The sequence below is a fragment of the Streptomyces sp. NPDC007945 genome, assembly GCF_042958885.1.
Lineage (GTDB): Bacteria > Actinomycetota > Actinomycetes > Streptomycetales > Streptomycetaceae > Streptomyces.
Map to the genome: position 1 here is coordinate 26,706 of NZ_JBIBJV010000013.1, position 16,176 is coordinate 42,881.

The 16,176-nt window shown below is 71.3% G+C and carries 15 protein-coding genes and 3 pseudogenes; 4 read left to right on the plus strand and 14 right to left on the minus strand.

Annotation, left to right across the window (positions count from 1 at the left end; all coding sequences use genetic code 11):
• Nucleotides 1–2,119: 2,119 nt before the first annotated feature.
• The gene (locus tag ACFZCF_RS29550; protein WP_391290018.1) at nt 2,120–2,893 is read right to left on the minus strand and encodes a helix-turn-helix domain-containing protein; all 774 of its coding nucleotides are present in this window, start codon (nt 2,891–2,893) and stop codon (nt 2,120–2,122) included.
• Nucleotides 2,894–2,900: 7 nt separating this feature from the next.
• A complete protein-coding gene (locus tag ACFZCF_RS29555) occupies nt 2,901–3,038 on the minus strand; it encodes a hypothetical protein (RefSeq protein ID WP_391290020.1) in 138 nt (45 codons plus the stop codon).
• 184 nt (nt 3,039–3,222) lie between these two features.
• Between ACFZCF_RS29555 and ACFZCF_RS29560 the strand changes: the two genes are divergently transcribed.
• A complete protein-coding gene (locus ACFZCF_RS29560) occupies nt 3,223–3,618 on the plus strand; it encodes a hypothetical protein (RefSeq protein ID WP_391290021.1) in 396 nt (131 codons plus the stop codon).
• Between the two features lie 439 nt (nt 3,619–4,057).
• Here the strand turns inward: ACFZCF_RS29560 and ACFZCF_RS29565 are convergent, their stop codons facing one another.
• The 3 genes and pseudogenes from ACFZCF_RS29565 to ACFZCF_RS29575 all read right to left on the minus strand — a co-directional run bounded on the left by ACFZCF_RS29565 (nt 4,058) and on the right by ACFZCF_RS29575 (nt 5,024).
• Entirely contained in the window at nt 4,058–4,201 is a 144-nt protein-coding gene (locus tag ACFZCF_RS29565) for a DUF6354 family protein (RefSeq protein WP_391290023.1), read from the minus strand.
• 14 nt (nt 4,202–4,215) lie between these two features.
• Nucleotides 4,216–4,416 (minus strand): annotated as a pseudogene (locus tag ACFZCF_RS29570) (DUF6354 family protein); the annotation flags it as partial.
• The gene (locus ACFZCF_RS29575; RefSeq protein WP_391290024.1) at nt 4,413–5,024 is read right to left on the minus strand and encodes a hypothetical protein; all 612 of its coding nucleotides are present in this window, start codon (nt 5,022–5,024) and stop codon (nt 4,413–4,415) included. The gene ACFZCF_RS29575 and the pseudogene ACFZCF_RS29570, both read right to left, overlap by 4 nt.
• Before the next feature lie 661 nt (nt 5,025–5,685).
• On the opposite strand from ACFZCF_RS29575, the gene ACFZCF_RS29580 reads away from it, so the two are divergent.
• Nucleotides 5,686–6,204, plus strand: coding sequence for a hypothetical protein (locus ACFZCF_RS29580; protein WP_391290026.1), 519 nt, complete (start codon nt 5,686–5,688; stop codon nt 6,202–6,204).
• Nucleotides 6,205–6,780: 576 nt separating this feature from the next.
• On the opposite strand, the pseudogene ACFZCF_RS29585 reads toward ACFZCF_RS29580, so the two are convergent.
• From ACFZCF_RS29585 to ACFZCF_RS29610, 6 genes and pseudogenes are all read right to left on the minus strand, one after another.
• A pseudogene (locus ACFZCF_RS29585) lies at nt 6,781–7,062 on the minus strand (SDR family NAD(P)-dependent oxidoreductase); the annotation flags it as partial.
• A gap of 45 nt (nt 7,063–7,107) precedes the next feature.
• Entirely contained in the window at nt 7,108–8,364 is a 1,257-nt protein-coding gene (locus ACFZCF_RS29590; RefSeq protein WP_391290028.1) for an MFS transporter, read from the minus strand.
• Between the two features lie 37 nt (nt 8,365–8,401).
• Nucleotides 8,402–8,950: a cyclophilin-like fold protein gene (locus ACFZCF_RS29595; protein WP_391290030.1), complete on the minus strand. Its 549-nt coding sequence runs from the start codon at nt 8,948–8,950 to the stop codon at nt 8,402–8,404.
• A gap of 17 nt (nt 8,951–8,967) precedes the next feature.
• Nucleotides 8,968–9,631, minus strand: a pseudogene (locus tag ACFZCF_RS29600) (SDR family NAD(P)-dependent oxidoreductase).
• A gap of 172 nt (nt 9,632–9,803) precedes the next feature.
• Nucleotides 9,804–10,214, minus strand: a complete 411-nt coding sequence (locus tag ACFZCF_RS29605; protein ID WP_391290031.1) for a cupin domain-containing protein — start codon at nt 10,212–10,214, stop codon at nt 9,804–9,806.
• Between the two features lie 27 nt (nt 10,215–10,241).
• Entirely contained in the window at nt 10,242–11,258 is a 1,017-nt protein-coding gene (locus tag ACFZCF_RS29610) for a zinc-binding dehydrogenase (RefSeq protein ID WP_391290033.1), read from the minus strand.
• A 232-nt stretch (nt 11,259–11,490) separates the two neighbouring features.
• Between ACFZCF_RS29610 and ACFZCF_RS29615 the strand changes: the two genes are divergently transcribed.
• Both ACFZCF_RS29615 and ACFZCF_RS29620 read left to right on the plus strand, forming a co-directional pair.
• The gene (locus ACFZCF_RS29615; RefSeq protein ID WP_391290035.1) at nt 11,491–12,378 is read left to right on the plus strand and encodes a helix-turn-helix domain-containing protein; all 888 of its coding nucleotides are present in this window, start codon (nt 11,491–11,493) and stop codon (nt 12,376–12,378) included.
• A gap of 372 nt (nt 12,379–12,750) precedes the next feature.
• Nucleotides 12,751–13,431 carry an SMI1/KNR4 family protein gene (locus tag ACFZCF_RS29620; RefSeq protein WP_391290036.1) on the plus strand — a complete coding sequence of 227 codons (681 nt, stop codon included), beginning with the start codon at nt 12,751–12,753 and terminating at the stop codon, nt 13,429–13,431.
• A 475-nt stretch (nt 13,432–13,906) separates the two neighbouring features.
• Here ACFZCF_RS29620 and ACFZCF_RS29625 read toward each other — a convergent pair whose 3' ends face one another.
• The 3 genes from ACFZCF_RS29625 to ACFZCF_RS29635 all read right to left on the minus strand — a co-directional run bounded on the left by ACFZCF_RS29625 (nt 13,907) and on the right by ACFZCF_RS29635 (nt 16,166).
• Nucleotides 13,907–14,236 (minus strand): transposase, encoded by a 330-nt coding sequence (locus ACFZCF_RS29625; RefSeq protein ID WP_391290037.1) that lies wholly within the window; start codon nt 14,234–14,236, stop codon nt 13,907–13,909.
• Nucleotides 14,237–14,290: 54 nt separating this feature from the next.
• Nucleotides 14,291–15,253: a zinc-binding dehydrogenase gene (locus ACFZCF_RS29630; RefSeq protein ID WP_391290039.1), complete on the minus strand. Its 963-nt coding sequence runs from the start codon at nt 15,251–15,253 to the stop codon at nt 14,291–14,293.
• 697 nt (nt 15,254–15,950) lie between these two features.
• A complete protein-coding gene (locus ACFZCF_RS29635) occupies nt 15,951–16,166 on the minus strand; it encodes a hypothetical protein (protein WP_391290041.1) in 216 nt (71 codons plus the stop codon).
• Nucleotides 16,167–16,176 lie beyond the last annotated feature (10 nt).

Genomic DNA, 16,176 nt, shown 5'->3' on the forward strand with positions numbered 1-16,176 from the left:
CGCGCGGGCGGGGAGCAGCAGGGCGGCGCGGAGGACGACCTGATCGACGTGGGGCCATCCCCGCGCGAGCAGGGAGCAGGCTGCCAACGATCGGGCCCAGGCCCGCATGGTGGGTTCATCCCCGCGAGCACGGGGAGCAGTGGGAGGCGTCCGCCATCGAGGAGCGCCCGGAGGGTCCATCGCCGCGCAAGCGGGGAGCAGGCTTGCACGCCCAGGGTGCGCAGGAGCTCGGTGGGGCCATCCCCGCGCGGCCGGGGAGCAGTCGACGACGACGGCCTTTCCACTGGCCAGCTCGGGACCATCCCCGCGCGGGCGGGGAGCAGGATGGCTGAGGACAGCTTGTCTGTTCCGTAAAGGGACCATCCCCGCGCAGGCGGGGAGCAGAAGCCGGAGAAGACCCTCCTTGGGCTGGCGGGGGGACCATCCCCGCGCAGGCGGGGAGCAGACTTCCTGAGCTGCAGTTCTACCCGACGCCGGCCCGCTTCCAAGCAACTTTCACCGAATCAGACAAAACCCCCAACTCTGGCCCTCACAGACCCCGCGCGGGCGGGGTGCAGGGCGAGACCGTGGTGGAGCGGTCCCTCGCCGAAGGGCCATCCCCGCGCCGGTAGGGGCAGCCCTCCTGAAACACCCGCTGCACCTGTTCGCCGGGGCCATCCCCACGCGGGCGGGGAGCAGGTAAGGAGGGAGAACTTCCTCCACTTCAAGGCGGGGCCATCCCCGCGCGAGCGGGGAGCAGATCTCTCCGGCCGCGTGTCCTGAGGACCGAATGGGGCCATCCCCGCGCGAGCGGGGAGCAGCGGATCGGCGACGGCCGCCCAGACCGGAAGACGGGGCCATCCCCGCGCGAGCGGGGAGCAGCCGACTTCCCCGGGCTCCAGCTCGGGCGGCAGGGGGCCATCCCCACGCGAGCGGGGAGCAGCTGGTCGCCGCCCGCGACGCTCCCGCGCTGCTGGGGCCATCCCCGCGCGGGCGGGGAGCAGTGGGCCGGGGAGCGTCGTCCTCGGAAAACTCTGGGGCCATCCCCGCGCGGGCGGGGAGCAGGTGAGCGTCGACCTCGACGACGTCACCGTGGAGGGCATCCCCGCGCAGGCGGGAAGCAGAGCGAGCCGATCCGCGGCACGCTGGAGTCGGTCGGACCATCCCCGCGCAGGCGGGGAGCAGCTGGCCCAGCCGTCGTACTGCGACTACTCGTCGGGGTCATCCTCGCGCGGGCGGGGAGCAGCCGTTGTGTGGGTCCCTCACCGGCTGTCTGGTGAGTGGGGCCATCCCCGCGCGGCGGGGAGCAGGGCCAGGTCCGCCAGGCGCTGTTCCGGCTCCCGGGGCCATCCCCGCGCGGGCGGGGAGCAGTCTTCCTGACCTGCAGTTATACCCGAGACCAACCGCCTCCCAAGCAACTTCCATCGAATCAGACAAAACCCCCCAACCTGCCCTGAGGTCTCCACCAGCCCGCAATCCCTGCTGCGGGTGCGGGGGCACTCGCAGCAGAGCGCGTGAAGGCACGTGCCATGGGACCCACCCCCACGGGTGCGGGGAGCCGACGAGGGAGCCGTCCGCCCGGCGTACGCCTTCGGATATCCCCGCGCGGGGAGTAGACGCGGTCGCCGCGGCTGATGGACGTGGCGACGGGGCCATCCCCGCACAGGCGGGGCGCAGAGGACCGAAAACCCGCTCGGGACCGGAGCTCGGGGCCCGCGCGCGAGGAGCGGGCAGAACCGGAAAGGGCGCAGGAGGCCATTCTCTCCCGCCACAACTCCCCGGCTCTTGAGGGCCCAGCCTGAGGGGACTGCGGAGGACGACGTCGCGGCCTCCGCTCGCTACAGCCGTCTCTACTACGAGCCCGTCGCGTTCACGGACCTGATCGCCCCGGACGACGAGGCCGGGCCACATCACGGGTGCCCGGTTCCGCATCCACGACAGCGTGGATATGTACGTGAGGCAGCGGCTCGCCGCCGGTCGGGACCGGAGCGAGGGACGGCGCTCGCCCCGAGTATCGGGACGAGCGCCGTCCCATCTGATCTATCGGGGTCAGGGGGCGGCGAAGAAGTTCCTGCGCAAGGACGGGGGCGCGCGCGGAGCTCCTTGGGGTCCACTCCGACGCCCATCTGGGCGGTGACGTTCAGTACTTCGTGGTCGGCGGCCCGGCCCATACCCCAGAGGGACCGGGTCGAGGCGGAGGGGGGGCGGTCGCCAGGACAGCCAGGTTACGGAGGATCGAGTTGAACTGCTCGGAGTCGACCGTGCCGGTCTGGATGATGTCGGCGAGGTCCGCCGTCAGGTTCTGGGCGACGGACGACTTCCCTGCCTTCGTCGACCTCTGGTGCCCCCGCCCGCCGTGCAGGACCCAGGCGTAGATCCACTGGTTGTGGACCCGGCTGGGGACGCCGCACCCCTTGAGGTAGGCGACGAGCTGCTGGAGGGAGACCGGCAGCATGGTGCCGTTGATGATCGCGGCGGCGCTGCTGCGCGGCAGCTCCCACCTGCCGCCGGCCCGTTCCACCAGGGCGTCCAGAGACGACGCCCCGGCGTACTCGTACAGGTTGGCCAGTCCGATGGTCAGCTCCCGGCGGTTGGAGCAGCGCAGGTCGGGCCGGGCGTGGCCGATGTCCCGGTCGTAGCGGCCGCGGTCGGCCATCCGGGCCCGCTTCCAGGCCCGGCGGCCCTCGGTGATCCGCTTCGTGCCGACGCACGCCTGGATGATGTCGAGGACGACCTTCTCCTCCGGGACCTTCTTGCCGCTGCAGGCCCGCTTCAGGGTCGCGGGCGAGCGGCCGGTCCGGGCGGCGAGCTCGTCGCAGGTGAGACCGGCCTCGGACCGGACCTCGCGCAGGAGGCGGGCGAGCCTCCCGCGGGCCGGCACGGTGAAGTCGACCGGATTCTCCGGGCGCCCCACAGTGTTCTCAGGTGTCGTAGGGCTGCCAGGTCCTCCTGCACCTGCGGCACCGCAGCACCTGCCGGCCCTCTTCGGCGATCACGTCGGTCTTCGCGCTCGGGCACAGGCGGCACACGATCGCCGGACGCTCCACCACCAGCTTCATCCACGACTCCCCCGCTCGACGCCGACCCCTCGCGGGCCGGTCGGCCCGGACATGCCCATCGCCGCCCTCCGGTACTCCCCCATCACCCGGACGAGACCCTGGGAGAGACCCCGCAGGGGCCGACTGCCGACTGCGATACTCCCCGTCACCACCGCTCATTGTCGATCGCCAGGGGGAACGGATCATGTCGACCAGCGCCCACGCCGTCTTCGGCCGGGACGAGACCGACGCTGCCGGCGTGCGGGCCGCCGTCCTCGACCTGGTCGTCACCGTCGGCGAGCGGATCAGACGCCGCGACCAGGTCGCCCGCAAGGTCACCCTCACCGTCGGCTTCGCCGGCGGGGCCAGCGTCGCACGGACCCGGGCCCTGCCCGCGGCCTCCGGCCGCACCGAGGACCTGCGCAGCACGGCTTACCGGATCCTGGACGGGATGGCGCTGCAACGCGCCCGAGTCCGGAGGATCGTCCTCACCGCCGAAGAGCTGTCGGCGGCCGAGCGAGCGGGGAGCAGTTCCGCGTCCGCAGGATCACGTTGCCGTACTCGGGGCCATCCCCGCGCGAGCGGGGAGCAGTCTTCCTGACCTGCAGTTCTACCCGACGCCAGCCAGCTCTCAAGCAACTTTCACCGAATCAGACAAAACCCCCAGCCCCTACCCTGGTTCCCCCTCAAGTCCGGCCGCGGCAACTCGTCCAGGCGAGGTCCCCCCAGGAGGGCGAGGAACGGGCGTCCGGGGACACGGGGCTCACGTTGGTGTCGGAGACACCCCTGCGGGCGGGGAGCATTTTTCGGAGACCCACCTCCCGGACGGCCCCGAAGAACCAGAGGCGAGCCGCACTCCTTTGCGGTGTTCCCCGCCCGCGCGGGGATGGACCCTCGTGGTCATCCCACCGTGGGTGGGCGACGGCGGCTCCCGCCTGCGCGGGGCCGGCCGGCGGACGCAGTCCGGGGTTTCTGAGGGATGCCGCCAGAGGGGGGAACGGTGCGTGGGCCCTGCGGGGCGGGTCATACCGGACGGGCGCTCACTGCCCGCTCCGGACGGCCTCGGGCAGGGCCTGCCAGGCCGCCCGCGCGTAGTCGTCGAGGGAGGCGCTCGGGCCGTGGACGGCGGCGAGCGCGTCGAGGAGCGCGGTGTAAAGCGGCTCGGTGGCGAGGTTCTCGTCCATGTGGGGAGGAGTTCGTACTGGGCCGAGGCGAGGGCGGACGCCTTGATCTTCGTGCGGCGTCCTTCGGTACTGCCGTGGTCGTGGACGACGAGGCATTCGGCGCGGCCGTCGTCGCCGATCTCGAGTACCTGGAGGCGGCGGTCCCGCTCGGTCATGTCGCGGGCGAGGTCCCGGTAGACCTGTCCGGGGCTGACGGTCTTCCTGCGGTTCGTCACGCTTCTCCTTCGGTCTGCTGCGTGTCGGGGCGGTGGGCGAGCCAGGCGGCGAGGTCGTCGGCATGCCGGGTGAGGAACCGGAGGGCAAGGTGCCGTGCCTGGTCGCCCCGGCCGAGCTCCTCGTAGAGGAGGGCCAGGTTATTGACGACCGCTTCGGGATCGCCGGCCGGCCCCTTGTCGTATCGGTGGATGGCGGCGCGGAACACCGGCACCAGGGCGGGAGCCATGGTGAAGGCGTGGGTCTTGCGGTAGCCCTCCGGGCCGGCCTTCGTGGAGGTGAGTACTCCTGGCACGGAGGCGGGCCAACGTCCCTGCGCGGTGAGGGCTTTGACCGCGCGGGTGAGGCTGGTGGTGGCGCCGTTGAGGCGGCCCTCGCCATGGCGGGCGCGGAAGTCGGCGCCGAGCGCGCGGCCGTTGCCGTCGACGGCGAGCCGGATGAGGTGCCTGGCGTCCGGGGTGACGCGGGCGAACAGGTCGAAGGCGGCCTCGACGGTGAGGGTGTCGCCGGTGGTGAGGGTGCCGTCCGGGAGCTGTGCGAGCAGGGCGTGCATCTTGTCGAACCAGTCGGGCGGTGCGCCGGTGACATGCAGGGTGTAGGCGTCGCTCATGGAAGCCCTTCCGGGAGACTGGAGCTGGCTGGGGCTGAAGTGAAGAAGATATCGAGTCGCGCCTCAGTATGTCTTCAGTTCTGCCGCACTCGTCCGGAGGATTCCGGCGCGCCCCGTGCGACGGGCGAGTCGGAGGTCTTGTCCGGCAGCCCCACTGGAGCAGGAGGTGAAACCGCCTACCTGCGCCAACGCGGGATCCGCTGCACCATCCCGGACAAGGCCGACCAGGCACGCAACCGCCGGAGCTCGGCTCCCGCGGCGGCCGGCCGCCGCATTTCGACCCGGTCGACTACCGCGAGCGCCATGCGGTCGAGTGCGGGATCAACCGACTCAAAAGACATCGCGCTGTCGCCACGCGATACGACAAGCTCGCGGTCCGCTGCGAGGCGTCCGTGCTGGTCGCAGCCATCAACGAGTGACTGTGACCAGCGCTTTCAAAAAGGACCGTAGCGCGCGGCGCCCGCCGCAAACGTCTCCCTGCATGGCGGATGGGCTCAGGGTAGGAAGCGGCTGAGGGCGGGCCTTCACCTCGGGCGGCAACCCGGGGGGCGGCCCGCACGTTCGGGTCTTGTCAGCGCTGGCGCAGCGGCGCAGTCTTGCCCCTGTGGGTATCAGGTGACCCTGGGGTGCCGAACGGGGTCCGGGAGGGGGGAAGATTCACATGAGAAAGCGTGATTTGGTCGGCTTAGTCGGCCGTCGGGCAGCGCTGCGGTACCTACTGGCCGGGATCGCCGCTTCCGCGGTGTCGGGGTGCGGGAGTCCGGTGGAGAAGGCAGTCACTGCGTTCGCCGAGGGTTCCTGGAGGTTCACGACCAACACGGGTATCGAAGGGATCTTGACGATCACCGGCGACGGACAGTGGTCGGAGACCCGGTTGGGACTCTCTGGCCGCTGGGAGTACGACGTCTCCCGCCTCACGGTCAGTATGGACGGCGTCGATAGCGAGGGCGCGGAGCCGTACTACATCCCGTCGGTTCCGGAGCCCACCAAGGAGGCCCTGTCCCGGGAGTACACCATGCAGGGCGGCTGGGCCGTCGACCTCGGCGAGAAGGTAAAGGCTCGCAGGGACAAGGATGACGTGGTCCTGGAGTTTCACGACTTCTCGGACGGAAGCGAGGGCTCACCCGAGCACGTCGAGTCCCTGGTCTTCACACTCACCCGTCTGAAAGAGGCGCCTTGACCCTGGCTCACCGGCAGCTCGCCGCCTACCTGATGGTGAGCTGCCGGCAATAGCGACGACGACCTTCTGCCAGCACGCCGTTGGTGGGCTGGCAGCGTCCGCAGCCGGTAACACCCCGCCGGGGAGCGGGCTCCGCGGCGGCGGTTTGAAGACCCCGGGCCTCTCCCTCGGACAGGGGCCCCGTGCCGGGATCGGCGGGACTGGCCGGTGAGCACCGAGGTCCACCACCACGTCGCCGTCGCCCAGATGGACGGTGAAAACCGTGGCCCACGACGCGCGGTCGCGCTGGACGCCAGCGCTCCGGGGGAGGCGAGGGCGGGGGTGTCGGCGACGGCCTCGATCGCCCATGGGACGCTGCACTCCCGCATGCGTTCCTCTCTTCCTGTGCGCGGTCGGAGCCCTGCCGGCGTCGCGCGGTAAGGATGAGCGAGGCTCGTCCAGGCTGCGCTCGTTGACACCGATGCAGGATCCGGTGGGGTCGAGCGCGTCGAGCCAGATCTCTTCATTGTCCGCGGGTACGCGCGCAGGAGGCCGGGGCTGCGGGGCGAGGCGGGCGGGGACACGCGTCGGCATCTCGGCGTTGTTGTAGGCCATGTCGAGGCAGCCGAAGGTCTCCGCGGTGCGGTCGACGGCGGCGGCGACCTGCTCCTCGTCGGAGACGTCGCAGACCAGAGCGAGGGCCCGGTGGCCGGCGTCGGTGAGTTCCTACGCGGCCTTGTTGACGGCGTTCTCGTCGATGTCGGCGAGGCCGACGGCCGCGCCCGCTTCGGCGAAGGCTCGGGCTGCGGCCAGGCTTATGCCGGAGGAGGCGCCGATGACGAAGGCGACCTGGCCGGTGAAGTCGTAGGTGGGGTTCATGTGCGTTCTCCTTCGATGGCCGAGGCGTGCGTGTGCGGACGGGTGTCAGTGGCGTGTTTGTGCCGGTGTTGGGGTGTTGTCGCGTGCACGGATCGGCGGGGTGCGTTGGGCGACGATCCGCGCCGGCTGTGATGTGCCGTTGAGTGCGAGGGCGATGAGCGGGAGCAGGGTGAGGGTGGCGGATACGGCTCCGATGAGGGCGGGTCCGGTCAGGCCGAGGGAGGAGTCCAGGGCTCGGCCTGCGAGGGCGGAGCCGGCGGCGATGCCGGTGTTGTAGGCGGAGGTGGTCAGCGCTGAGGTGAGGGTGGGGGCGTCACCGGCGAAGCGGACGGCGAGGGAGGTGACGACGGGGTTGACGGTGAAGCCGGCCAGCGCCATGACGAAGACCAGGGCGACGGCCGTGACCGGGCCGGTCGACAGGGGGATCAGCAGGAGCAGGGCCAGGGCGGTGACCGCGGCGGCGGTGAGGGTGGCGGCCATGGGGTGGCGGTCACCCAGCCGGCCGCCGATGGCCGTACCGCCGAGCGCGCCGAGGCCGAAGACGACCAGGACCAGCGGGACGGCCCGGGCCGGGATGCCGGCTCGGTCGGTCAGCAGCGGGGTGATGTACGTGTAGGTGGCCAGGACACCGCCCATGATCAGGACGGCGGCGGCCAGCGCCAGCCACAGCCGGCCCTGCCGCAGGGCACGGATCTCGGCCCGTACCGAGATCTCGGCCCGCTGCTCCATGGCGGGGATGAAGCGGCCGACGAACACGGCGGCGAGTCCCGCGAGGACGGCCAGGGCCCAGAAGGGGCCGCGCCAGCCGGTGTACTGGCCGACGAAGGAGCCGATCGGCACGCCGACGACGTTGGCCAGGGTCAGGCCGCCCATCATGACGCCGACGGCCCGGGTGGCCCGGCCCTGGCCCGCTGCGGCGGTGGCGATGACGAATCCGACGGCCCAGAACGCGCCGGTGGCCAGCGCGGTCACCACCCGGGCGGCCAGGACGACGGTGAAGGAGGAGCTGACCGCGCCGACGACATGCCCGAGGGCGAAGACGGCCAGGGCCAGGACGAGGGTGAGGCGCTGGGGCAGGCGCAGGGTGGCCAGGGCCATGGTCGGCCCGCCGACGATCATGCCGATGGCGAAGGCGGTGATCAGCAGGCCGGCGTGGGAGACGCCGACGCCGAGGTCACCGGCGATTTCCGGGAGCAGTCCGGCGATGACGAACTCGGTGGTGCCCATCAGAAACGCGCCGGCGGCGAGCACCCAGACGACGAAGGGCAGCTTCTCGGGGGCGGGCCCGGTGGCGGAGGGCATGCGGAGACTTCTTCCCGTAACGAAGGGGTGGGCGAGGTCAGGAGGCGGCCTCGATGGTGATGCGGCCGGCCCCGCCGAGCTGCTCGGCGCTGACGTCGAGGTGGCCGAGGACGAGCAGGTCGGCGGAGGCGGAAGGCCCGTCCTGGTAGAAGAGGGCCAAGTTGCCCCAGGGTGCGTAGTAGGCGATGTCGCCGACCTTGGCGGCGGCTGGTTCGGGAGCGCCGGAGGTGTCCAGCTTGCGTGGCAGGTCGGCGATCCGCTCCGTGCCGTGGAAGTCCTCCAGATCCAGGGTGAGCGGGAGCAGGTCGGCGAAGTCTCGGGCCGGGGGGCTGTCGTTCAGGGTGGCGTCGACGGGACGGTCGTCGAGGGTGACCCGGATGTCCATGGGAGTGCTCCTCTCGGAGGCGGATGGAGAGGTGGCTGGCGGGGTGGAGGCCGTCGTCTCCTGCTGCCCCGGAAAGGCGGGGGCGGAGGGCGTGGTGGCCGGGGTGGCTTCCTGCGAGCTGCTGGAGCAGGCGGTCACGGCCAGCAGCAGGGCGGCTGCCGGAGCGAGGCGGATCAGGCCGCGATGGATTGCGGGGTTCATGAGGGAGGCCCCCGTCGTCATGCGGGCATGGGTTCGGCGTAGTGCCGGAAGCCGTCGCGCTCGGTGTGGATGGCGTAGAGGCGCTCGGCCAGCGCCGCCGGCTGGAGTGCTCGGCGTCCGGGCGGATCGCGCCGGGAATGATCAGTTGGGCGGCGTGGATGTTCTCGTCGGCGAAGGCGTTGTGGAGCATCGCGGCGTAGGCGCTCTCGGCGGCAAACGCGATCGAGGTGCCGGCCACGGCGGGGTTGGGGCGTACGGCGCTGGAGCCGTTGACGAAGAGCACGTGCCCCGGCCCAGCTCCCGCATCCCGGGCAGGACGGCGTTCACACAGGTGACCGGGGCCTCGACGGAGAAGGCCAGTGGGTCGTCCAGGTCGGTGGCGGTGGTGTCGAGGGCCGGCTTCATGAAGTCGCCGCGGGGCACTGGGCTGAACTGGAGGACCTCGATGGGCCCCAGTTCGTCGGCAGCTTCGTGCAGGGCGGAGGTGAGGGAGGCGGGGTCGAGCACGTCGGCGGTGAAGCCCCGGGCGTGGATGTCCTCCCGGGCCAGTTCGGCCACCAGGTTGTCCTGGTGCTGGATGCTGCGCGAAAGGAGGGCGATCCGGTGGCCGGCGGCGCCGAAGCGGCGGGCGGCCGCGACGCCCAGGCCGGGGCCGGCGCCGACGAGAGCGAAGGTGGTCACGGTGGTTCTCCTCGCGGACGACGGGGGCGGGCCCGTTTCCGGGCCCTGCCCGAGGAAGGAAGCGAGCGGGGTGGTTCAAGGGGGTGGGGCTTGAAGGCGCGGCGCTCGTCCATGGCCTTGCAGTCCCGGCGACCTGGGCCGGCGACGAGACGAGGTGGAAGACCTCTCCCGTTCAGGAGGTGGCCGGGGTGGTGGTGTACTCCTCCTCGGTCACCGGGTTCAGCCAGTGCACGACGTCGTGGTCGGCGTCGCCCTCGTTGATGGCCAGGTGGACCATGAGCCGGTTCGGCGCGGCGCCGTGCCAGTGCTCCTCGTCCGCTTCGAACAGGACGCGGTCGCCGGGGCGGATGACCTCGACCGGTCCGCCGCGGCGCTGGCACAGGCCGATGCCCTCGGTGACGAAAACGGTCTGGCCCAGCGGGTGGCGGTGCCAGTGGGTGCGGGCGCCGGGCATGAAGTGCACCAGGGACGCGGTGACCCGGGAGGGAGCCGGTGCGGCGGCGACGGGGTCGATGTAGACGTCTCCGGTGAACCAGTCGGCCGGGCCCTTGACGGTGTCGATGGAACTGCGGGTGATCTGCACGGTTTGCTCCTTGTCCGGTGGAGGGAGTCAGGGGGTGAGGAGGGTCTTGATGGCGAGGCGCTCGTCCATGGCCTTGTAGCCCTCGGCGACCTGTTCCAGGGGCAGGGTGAGGTCGAAGACCTTGCCCGGGTCGATGCGGCCGGTCAGGACGCGGTCGATGAGGTCGGGCAGGTAGCGGCGTACGGGGGCGGGGCCGCCGCGCAGGCCGACGTGGGAGAAGAAGAGCTCCTGGCCGTCGACGGACACGTCGTGGGGGACGCCGACGAAGCCGACGTTGCCGCCGGGCCGGGCGGAGTGCAGCGCCTGCTGCATCGCCTGGGCGGTGCCGACGCATTCCAGCACGCTGTCGGCGCCGATGCCGCCGGTCATCTCCTTGATCCGGGCGATGCCCTCCTCGCCACGCTCGGTGACGATGTCGGTGGCGCCGAACTCGAGCGCGAGCTTCTGCCGGGACTCGTGGCGGGACATGGCGATGATCCGTTCGGCGCCCATCTCCTTGGCCGCGATCACGCCGGACAGACCGACGGCGCCGTCGCCGACGACCACAGCCGTTGAGCCGGGCCGTACTTCTGCGGCGTCGGCGGCCCACCATCCGGTGCCCATGACATCGGACAGCGCCAGCAGGCCCGGCCAGAGCGACTCGTCCGGGGTCTCGTCGAGGGCCACGAGGGTGCCCTGGGCGTTGGGGATGCGGACGTACTCGGCCTGGCAGGTGGACATGAACTCGCGGTGCAGGCAGTTCGCCTGGAAGCCGTTCTTGCAGTTGGCGCAGGTGTTGTCGGAGGTGGCGAAGGAGCCGACGACGAACTGCCCCGGCGTGAGGCCGGTGACCTCGCTGCCGGCCTCCTCCACGAAGCCGACGTACTCGTGCCCCATCGGGTGCGGGTCGCCGATCGGCTCCGCACCGCGGTAGGGCCACAGATCCGAGCCGCAGACACAGGTGACGGCCGTCCGGATGACCGCGTCGGTCGGCTTGAGGATCTTCGCGTCGTCCACGGTCTCGAAGCGCACATCACCGGGGGCGTAGATCATTGCTCCGCGCATCAGGGGTTCCTTCGCGTAACGAGGGGCCGGACCGCCTGGGACGGCCCGCGTGCCGGCGTTCCCGGAAACGGGAACACCATGGGTCCGTGACGCTCGCGCCTGGCCGCGGGAACGGCCCGGGGAAACGCCACGTCATCCAGGTAACCGGCCTTTCGCGGGCGCTGCGAGTCACTGCCAAGGGGTGTACCGGCAGTACATCCCTCCGCCGCCCACCAGGCCGTACCGTCGAGGTGTGGACAACCGTGAAGAGGTCCGCGAGTTCCTCACCTCGCGGCGAGCCAAGATCACCCCCGAGCGGGCAGGACTGCCCACGGGCACCCGCCGACGCGTCCCCGGACTGCGCAGGAGCGAGGTGGCGGCCCTCGCCGACGTCAGCGTCGAGTACTACGCCAAGCTGGAGCGCGGCAACCTCGCCGGCGTCTCTCCGGCCGTCCTGGAAGCCGTCGCCCGCGCCCTGCAGCTCGACGACGCCGAGCGTGCGCACCTACTCCATCTGGCCCAGGCCGCCGACGGCTCCGACGCCCTCGCCCGGCCCCGGCGCCGCGCCACCCGGCAGTGGAAACCGCACCGCAGCCTGCAGTGGACCCTGGACGCCGTCACCACCGGCCCCGCCTTCGTCCGCAACGGCCGCATGGACCTTCTCGCCGCCAACCAGCTCGCCCGCGCCTTCTACGTGGACGTCTACGCCGACCCGCACAACCAGGAAAACCTCGCCCGCTTCCAGTTCCTCGACCCCGCCTCGCGCCGCTTCTACCCGGACTGGGGCCTGGCCGCGGACATCGCCGTGGCCATCCTGCGCACCGAGGCCGGCCGCAACCCGCACGACAAGGACCTGCACGACCTCGTCGGTGAGCTGTCCACCCGCAGCGACGCCTTCCGCACCCGCTGGGGCGCCCACGACGTCCGCCACCACGGCACGGGCACCAAGCGCTTCCACCACCAGGCCGTCGGCGAGCTCACCCTCGCCTACGAGGGCCTGGAGATGGCCGCCGAACCCGGCCTCAACCTCACCATCTACACCGCGGAGCCCGGCTCCCCGTCCGAGGAGGGCCTGCGCCTGCTCGCTTCCTGGGCGGCCACGCGAGAGGTCGCCACCGCCACGAAGGAAACGGCACGCTGACCGGCCGACACGACGGCCCGAAGGACCTTCCCGGGCTTTCGGGGTCGACCGCCGTCTGGGGCCGTCGGCACTTCGGTGTACGCCACCCCGTGTTGGGCCGTTCTTGGTGGACGCGACGTGCTGCGCTCCTGGTCACAGCGGCCGAACACGGAGTACGGATCACGCCGTGCTGGCCGCCTGCCTCTTCGAGTGGGCCGGGCTGGAGGACCTGCTCAAGACACCCGAGCTCCGAGACCTGTAACGGGCCGGCGCACGCGCCGACATCGCACCGTCAGGGGCCTCATCATTTGGCACCGTCGGGAGGCCTCGCCTGACGGCTTGCCAGCAGGTTGAAAAGGGCTCAATGTCGGTGGCGGCACCTACCTTTTGCTCATGACTGATCAGCAGTGGGCAGGTATCCGTCAACGGGTCGAGGCTCTGAAGGCATCCCCCGCGAGCAACGACGTGTTCGGGGCTTGGGGGCACCGATGGGTTCTGGAGCAGCCGCTCAGCCATGCCGAGCTCGCAGAGCTCGAGGCGCAGGTGAAGGTGACGCTGCCGGAGGAGTTCCGGGCATTCCTCCTTCTTGTCGGCGCGGGTGGTGCCGGTCCCGCCCATGGCATGTTTCCGGTGAGGCGAGTGCAGGGCCGCTGGCGGTGGGAGGGCGACGGCGCGGACATGGCAGACCTGTCCCGGCTCGCCGAGCCGTTTCCCGAGCAGGGCCCGAACCCCGAGATCGTCGACGCGCTCCTCGCCGAACGCCCCGAGGAAGAGGACTTCGACGAGATCGAGGACTTCGACGACGCCATCGAGGCATGGGACGAACGATGGGACGCCGTCATGTTCGCCCCCGATCGCACCGTCGGCGCGGTCGTGATCTCCCACCTGGGGTGCGCCCAGCGAGAGTGGCTGATCATCAGCGGCAGCCACCGCGGCACGATCTGGTCAGACTGCCGGGTTGACGACGTCGACCTCGCACCGCTCCTTGGCCACGACGGAAAGCCGGTGACCTTCGCGCAGTGGTACCTCGGCTGGCTGCGCCAAGCCGAGCGCACAGCGCTGGAAGCAATCTGAGCACCTGGACCTGATCGCCTCCGCCCCAGGACGCCGGCGAAACGTCACCCGATCGAGGAGTGGGGCCACTCCAAACCGTTCCTCTCCGGCACCGCCCTGACTCATCAGCCGCACGGCCCAAAGTGGGGCCAGTGGAAACCGTTCCAGTGGGGCCAAAACACACCGTCTAAAACAACCAGGCCGACGAGGAGGCCAGGGCGAGGGGTTACGGGTTACCGGTTACAGGTCCGGAACTTCCGGAACGTCGCTCTGAGGGGCGTGAACCGGCGCTCCCCGCCGTGGCTGTAAACGGTAACCCGTAAGCAGCCGCCGGGCGCCCGAACGGGCTCCGCCCCGCCCCAGGAACACCCGGGCGCGGCGGAAGAGCCGTCAGAACGGCGTAGGGGGCGGCCCGGCGGTACTGCCCCCCTGAGGGTGAGCCCCTGGGCGCCGGGCCTGGCCCGCGCACGCCATATCGGCACGGCTGGCCCCGACCCTACCGGACCGCGGGGAGGCGGCCGGCGCGAGGAAAAGCCACCAGCCACTCGATGTCGCCCGCCGCGTCCGCTTTCGCCTGGGCGGCCCGCAGCATCCGGTCGAACGTTCCGTCCATTGCCCACCCGCGGAAACGCGTGTGGAGCGTGGCCCACGGACCATAGCGCTCGGGCACATCCCGCCAAACAACATCAGTGCGGAACTTCCACACGATCCCGTTCAGGACCCTGCGGTCGTCCAGCCGCTGCCGCCCCCGCAACCCGTCCGCTCGAGCCGCCCCCGAGGGAAGTCGGCCCAGCCGCTGCCGTCGGTGTGACGTCGAGCGTGGCATCGTCCGTCTGCTGGTCGCCGCGCGTACCGGACGGAGCCTTGCGGGGGCCTTGGGTTACGTGTTGTTGACGAGGAGGATCTTGCCGAGGTGGCCGCCGGCCTCCATCAGACGGTGTCCTTCCGCGGCGTCCGCCATCGGTACGGTCTGGTCGATGACCAGCTCCACCATTCCGTTCTCGATCATCGGCCACACGTTCTTCTGCACCTCGGCCACGACCTCGGCCTTGTACTCCTTCGAGCGCGTCCGGAGCGTCGTGCCATGCACCGAGGCCCGCTTGAAGACGATCTCCGCCAGGTTGAGCTGCGCCTCCAGGCCCTTCTGCAGGCCGATCACCACCAGCCGGCCGTCGGCCGCCAGGGAGCGGACGTTGCGCTCCAGGTAGTCCCCGCCCACGACGTCGAGGATCACGTCGTAGGGGCCATACTCGGTGAAGTCCTCGGTCCGGTAGTCGATCGCCACGTCCGCGCCCAACTCCCGCGCCCGGGCCGCCTTCTCCGGCCCGCCGACCGTCGTCACCACGCGGGCGCCCAGTGCCTTGGCGATCTGGATCGCCATCGTCCCCACCCCGCCGGCGCCACCGTGCACCAGGAGGGTCTCCCCCGCCTTGAGGCCGGCGGTCATGACGAGGTTCGACCAGACCGTAGCCGTCACCTCCGGCAGGCCCGCCGCCTCCGTCAGGCCGATGCCCTTCGGGATCGTGAGCAGCTGCCCCGCCGGTACGGCGACCTTCTGCGCGTAGCCGCCGCCCGTCAGCAGGGCGCAGACCTCGTCGCCCACCTGCCAGCCGGTCACGCCCTCACCGACGGCGCTGATACGGCCGGAGACCTCCAGCCCCGGGTACGGCGACCAGCCCGGCTGCAGCGGGTACAGCCCCCATCGCTGCATGACGTCCGCGCGGTTCAGGGCGCTGGCCACCACATCGACCACCACCTCGCCCGCGGTGGGCGTCGGGTCCTTGACCTCGATCCACCGCAGAACCTCAGGACCACCATGCTCAGTGATCGACACAGCCTTCACGACGACTCCATTCCCACAACCAAAAGAGGGGGCTCCCACCCTCGAGGAAGGTACGGCGGTCCCGCCTCGGAGAAAGGTGCGGCGCCCCGTCCCGGCCTGAAGTACGGCCTCCGGAGCGTGGAGCGGTGGTCCGTTCGGAGCCGGATCACCGGGAGCCCAATGTGTACACCACTCACATTAACCGAGAGAAGTAAGCAGCGCAAACATTCGGATGTGGTGCGGCGGTGCCCGTCCGTTCGGCCCCGGCCGAGATCCGGGCCCTGCGGGCCTGCGGGCCCACCGCGGCCGGGGTGTCCGTCGCGTTCCCGGTACGCAGGCGAGGACAGGCCAGGGGCGCCAGCCCCCTGGTCGGACCCCGTGCGCCGAGCACGGTTCGGCGGGCGCGTCGGAGCGGTACGGCGGAATCGGCTTGCCGGACGGCCGGGCCGAGGCCCGTGCGGAAGATGCGCGCGGTCAGGTCGCGGGTCACGTCCTCGTCGCACGTCACCCCGAGTCCGGGCGGGCTCTGTCCGACAGTCTGGATCAGGGTGCCCGATCCGGCCTGGTCCGCCTCCGCGAGCAGGGCGGGAAGGGCCGGGCGCTCCCGCATGACGGCCACCGCCGCGTCGAGGAGCCGGTCGACGGTGGTCTCGGGCGCGGGCCGGGCGGGACCGGGAACCAGAGAGTGTCATCTCCTCCACCGCGCTCCGGAGGCAGGTCACGGGGCGCCGGGCCACCTCCTCGGAGACGGCGTACTTCCCGGGGGGATGCCGCCGCGGCGCGCCGCGGCGTTCATGCCGACCGACCGGCTCGCCGCCTCCGCGATGAGGTCCTCCGCCGCGCCCACGATCCGGGGGATCCGGCGCTCGCCCCGCGCCTGACGGTTGCGCCGGGAGCGGACGGACGCGTCGGCCGCCGGGTCGTCAAGGGGCATCTCCGTCTCC

Coding starts and splice junctions, on each gene's coding strand:
- ACFZCF_RS29555 (WP_391290020.1), bottom strand. CDS start 3,038: ATGAAGCTGGTGGTGGAGCGTCCGGCGATCGTGTGCCGCCTGTGCCCG.
- ACFZCF_RS29560 (WP_391290021.1), top strand. CDS start 3,223: ATGTCGACCAGCGCCCACGCCGTCTTCGGCCGGGACGAGACCGACGCT.
- ACFZCF_RS29565 (WP_391290023.1), bottom strand. CDS start 4,201: ATGGACGAGAACCTCGCCACCGAGCCGCTTTACACCGCGCTCCTCGAC.
- ACFZCF_RS29575 (WP_391290024.1), bottom strand. CDS start 5,024: ATGAGCGACGCCTACACCCTGCATGTCACCGGCGCACCGCCCGACTGG.
- ACFZCF_RS29580 (WP_391290026.1), top strand. CDS start 5,686: ATGAGAAAGCGTGATTTGGTCGGCTTAGTCGGCCGTCGGGCAGCGCTG.
- ACFZCF_RS29590 (WP_391290028.1), bottom strand. CDS start 8,364: ATGCCCTCCGCCACCGGGCCCGCCCCCGAGAAGCTGCCCTTCGTCGTC.
- ACFZCF_RS29595 (WP_391290030.1), bottom strand. CDS start 8,950: ATGAACCCCGCAATCCATCGCGGCCTGATCCGCCTCGCTCCGGCAGCC.
- ACFZCF_RS29610 (WP_391290033.1), bottom strand. CDS start 11,258: ATGCGCGGAGCAATGATCTACGCCCCCGGTGATGTGCGCTTCGAGACC.
- ACFZCF_RS29620 (WP_391290036.1), top strand. CDS start 12,751: ATGACTGATCAGCAGTGGGCAGGTATCCGTCAACGGGTCGAGGCTCTG.
- ACFZCF_RS29625 (WP_391290037.1), bottom strand. CDS start 14,236: ATGCCACGCTCGACGTCACACCGACGGCAGCGGCTGGGCCGACTTCCC.
- ACFZCF_RS29635 (WP_391290041.1), bottom strand. CDS start 16,166: ATGCCCCTTGACGACCCGGCGGCCGACGCGTCCGTCCGCTCCCGGCGC.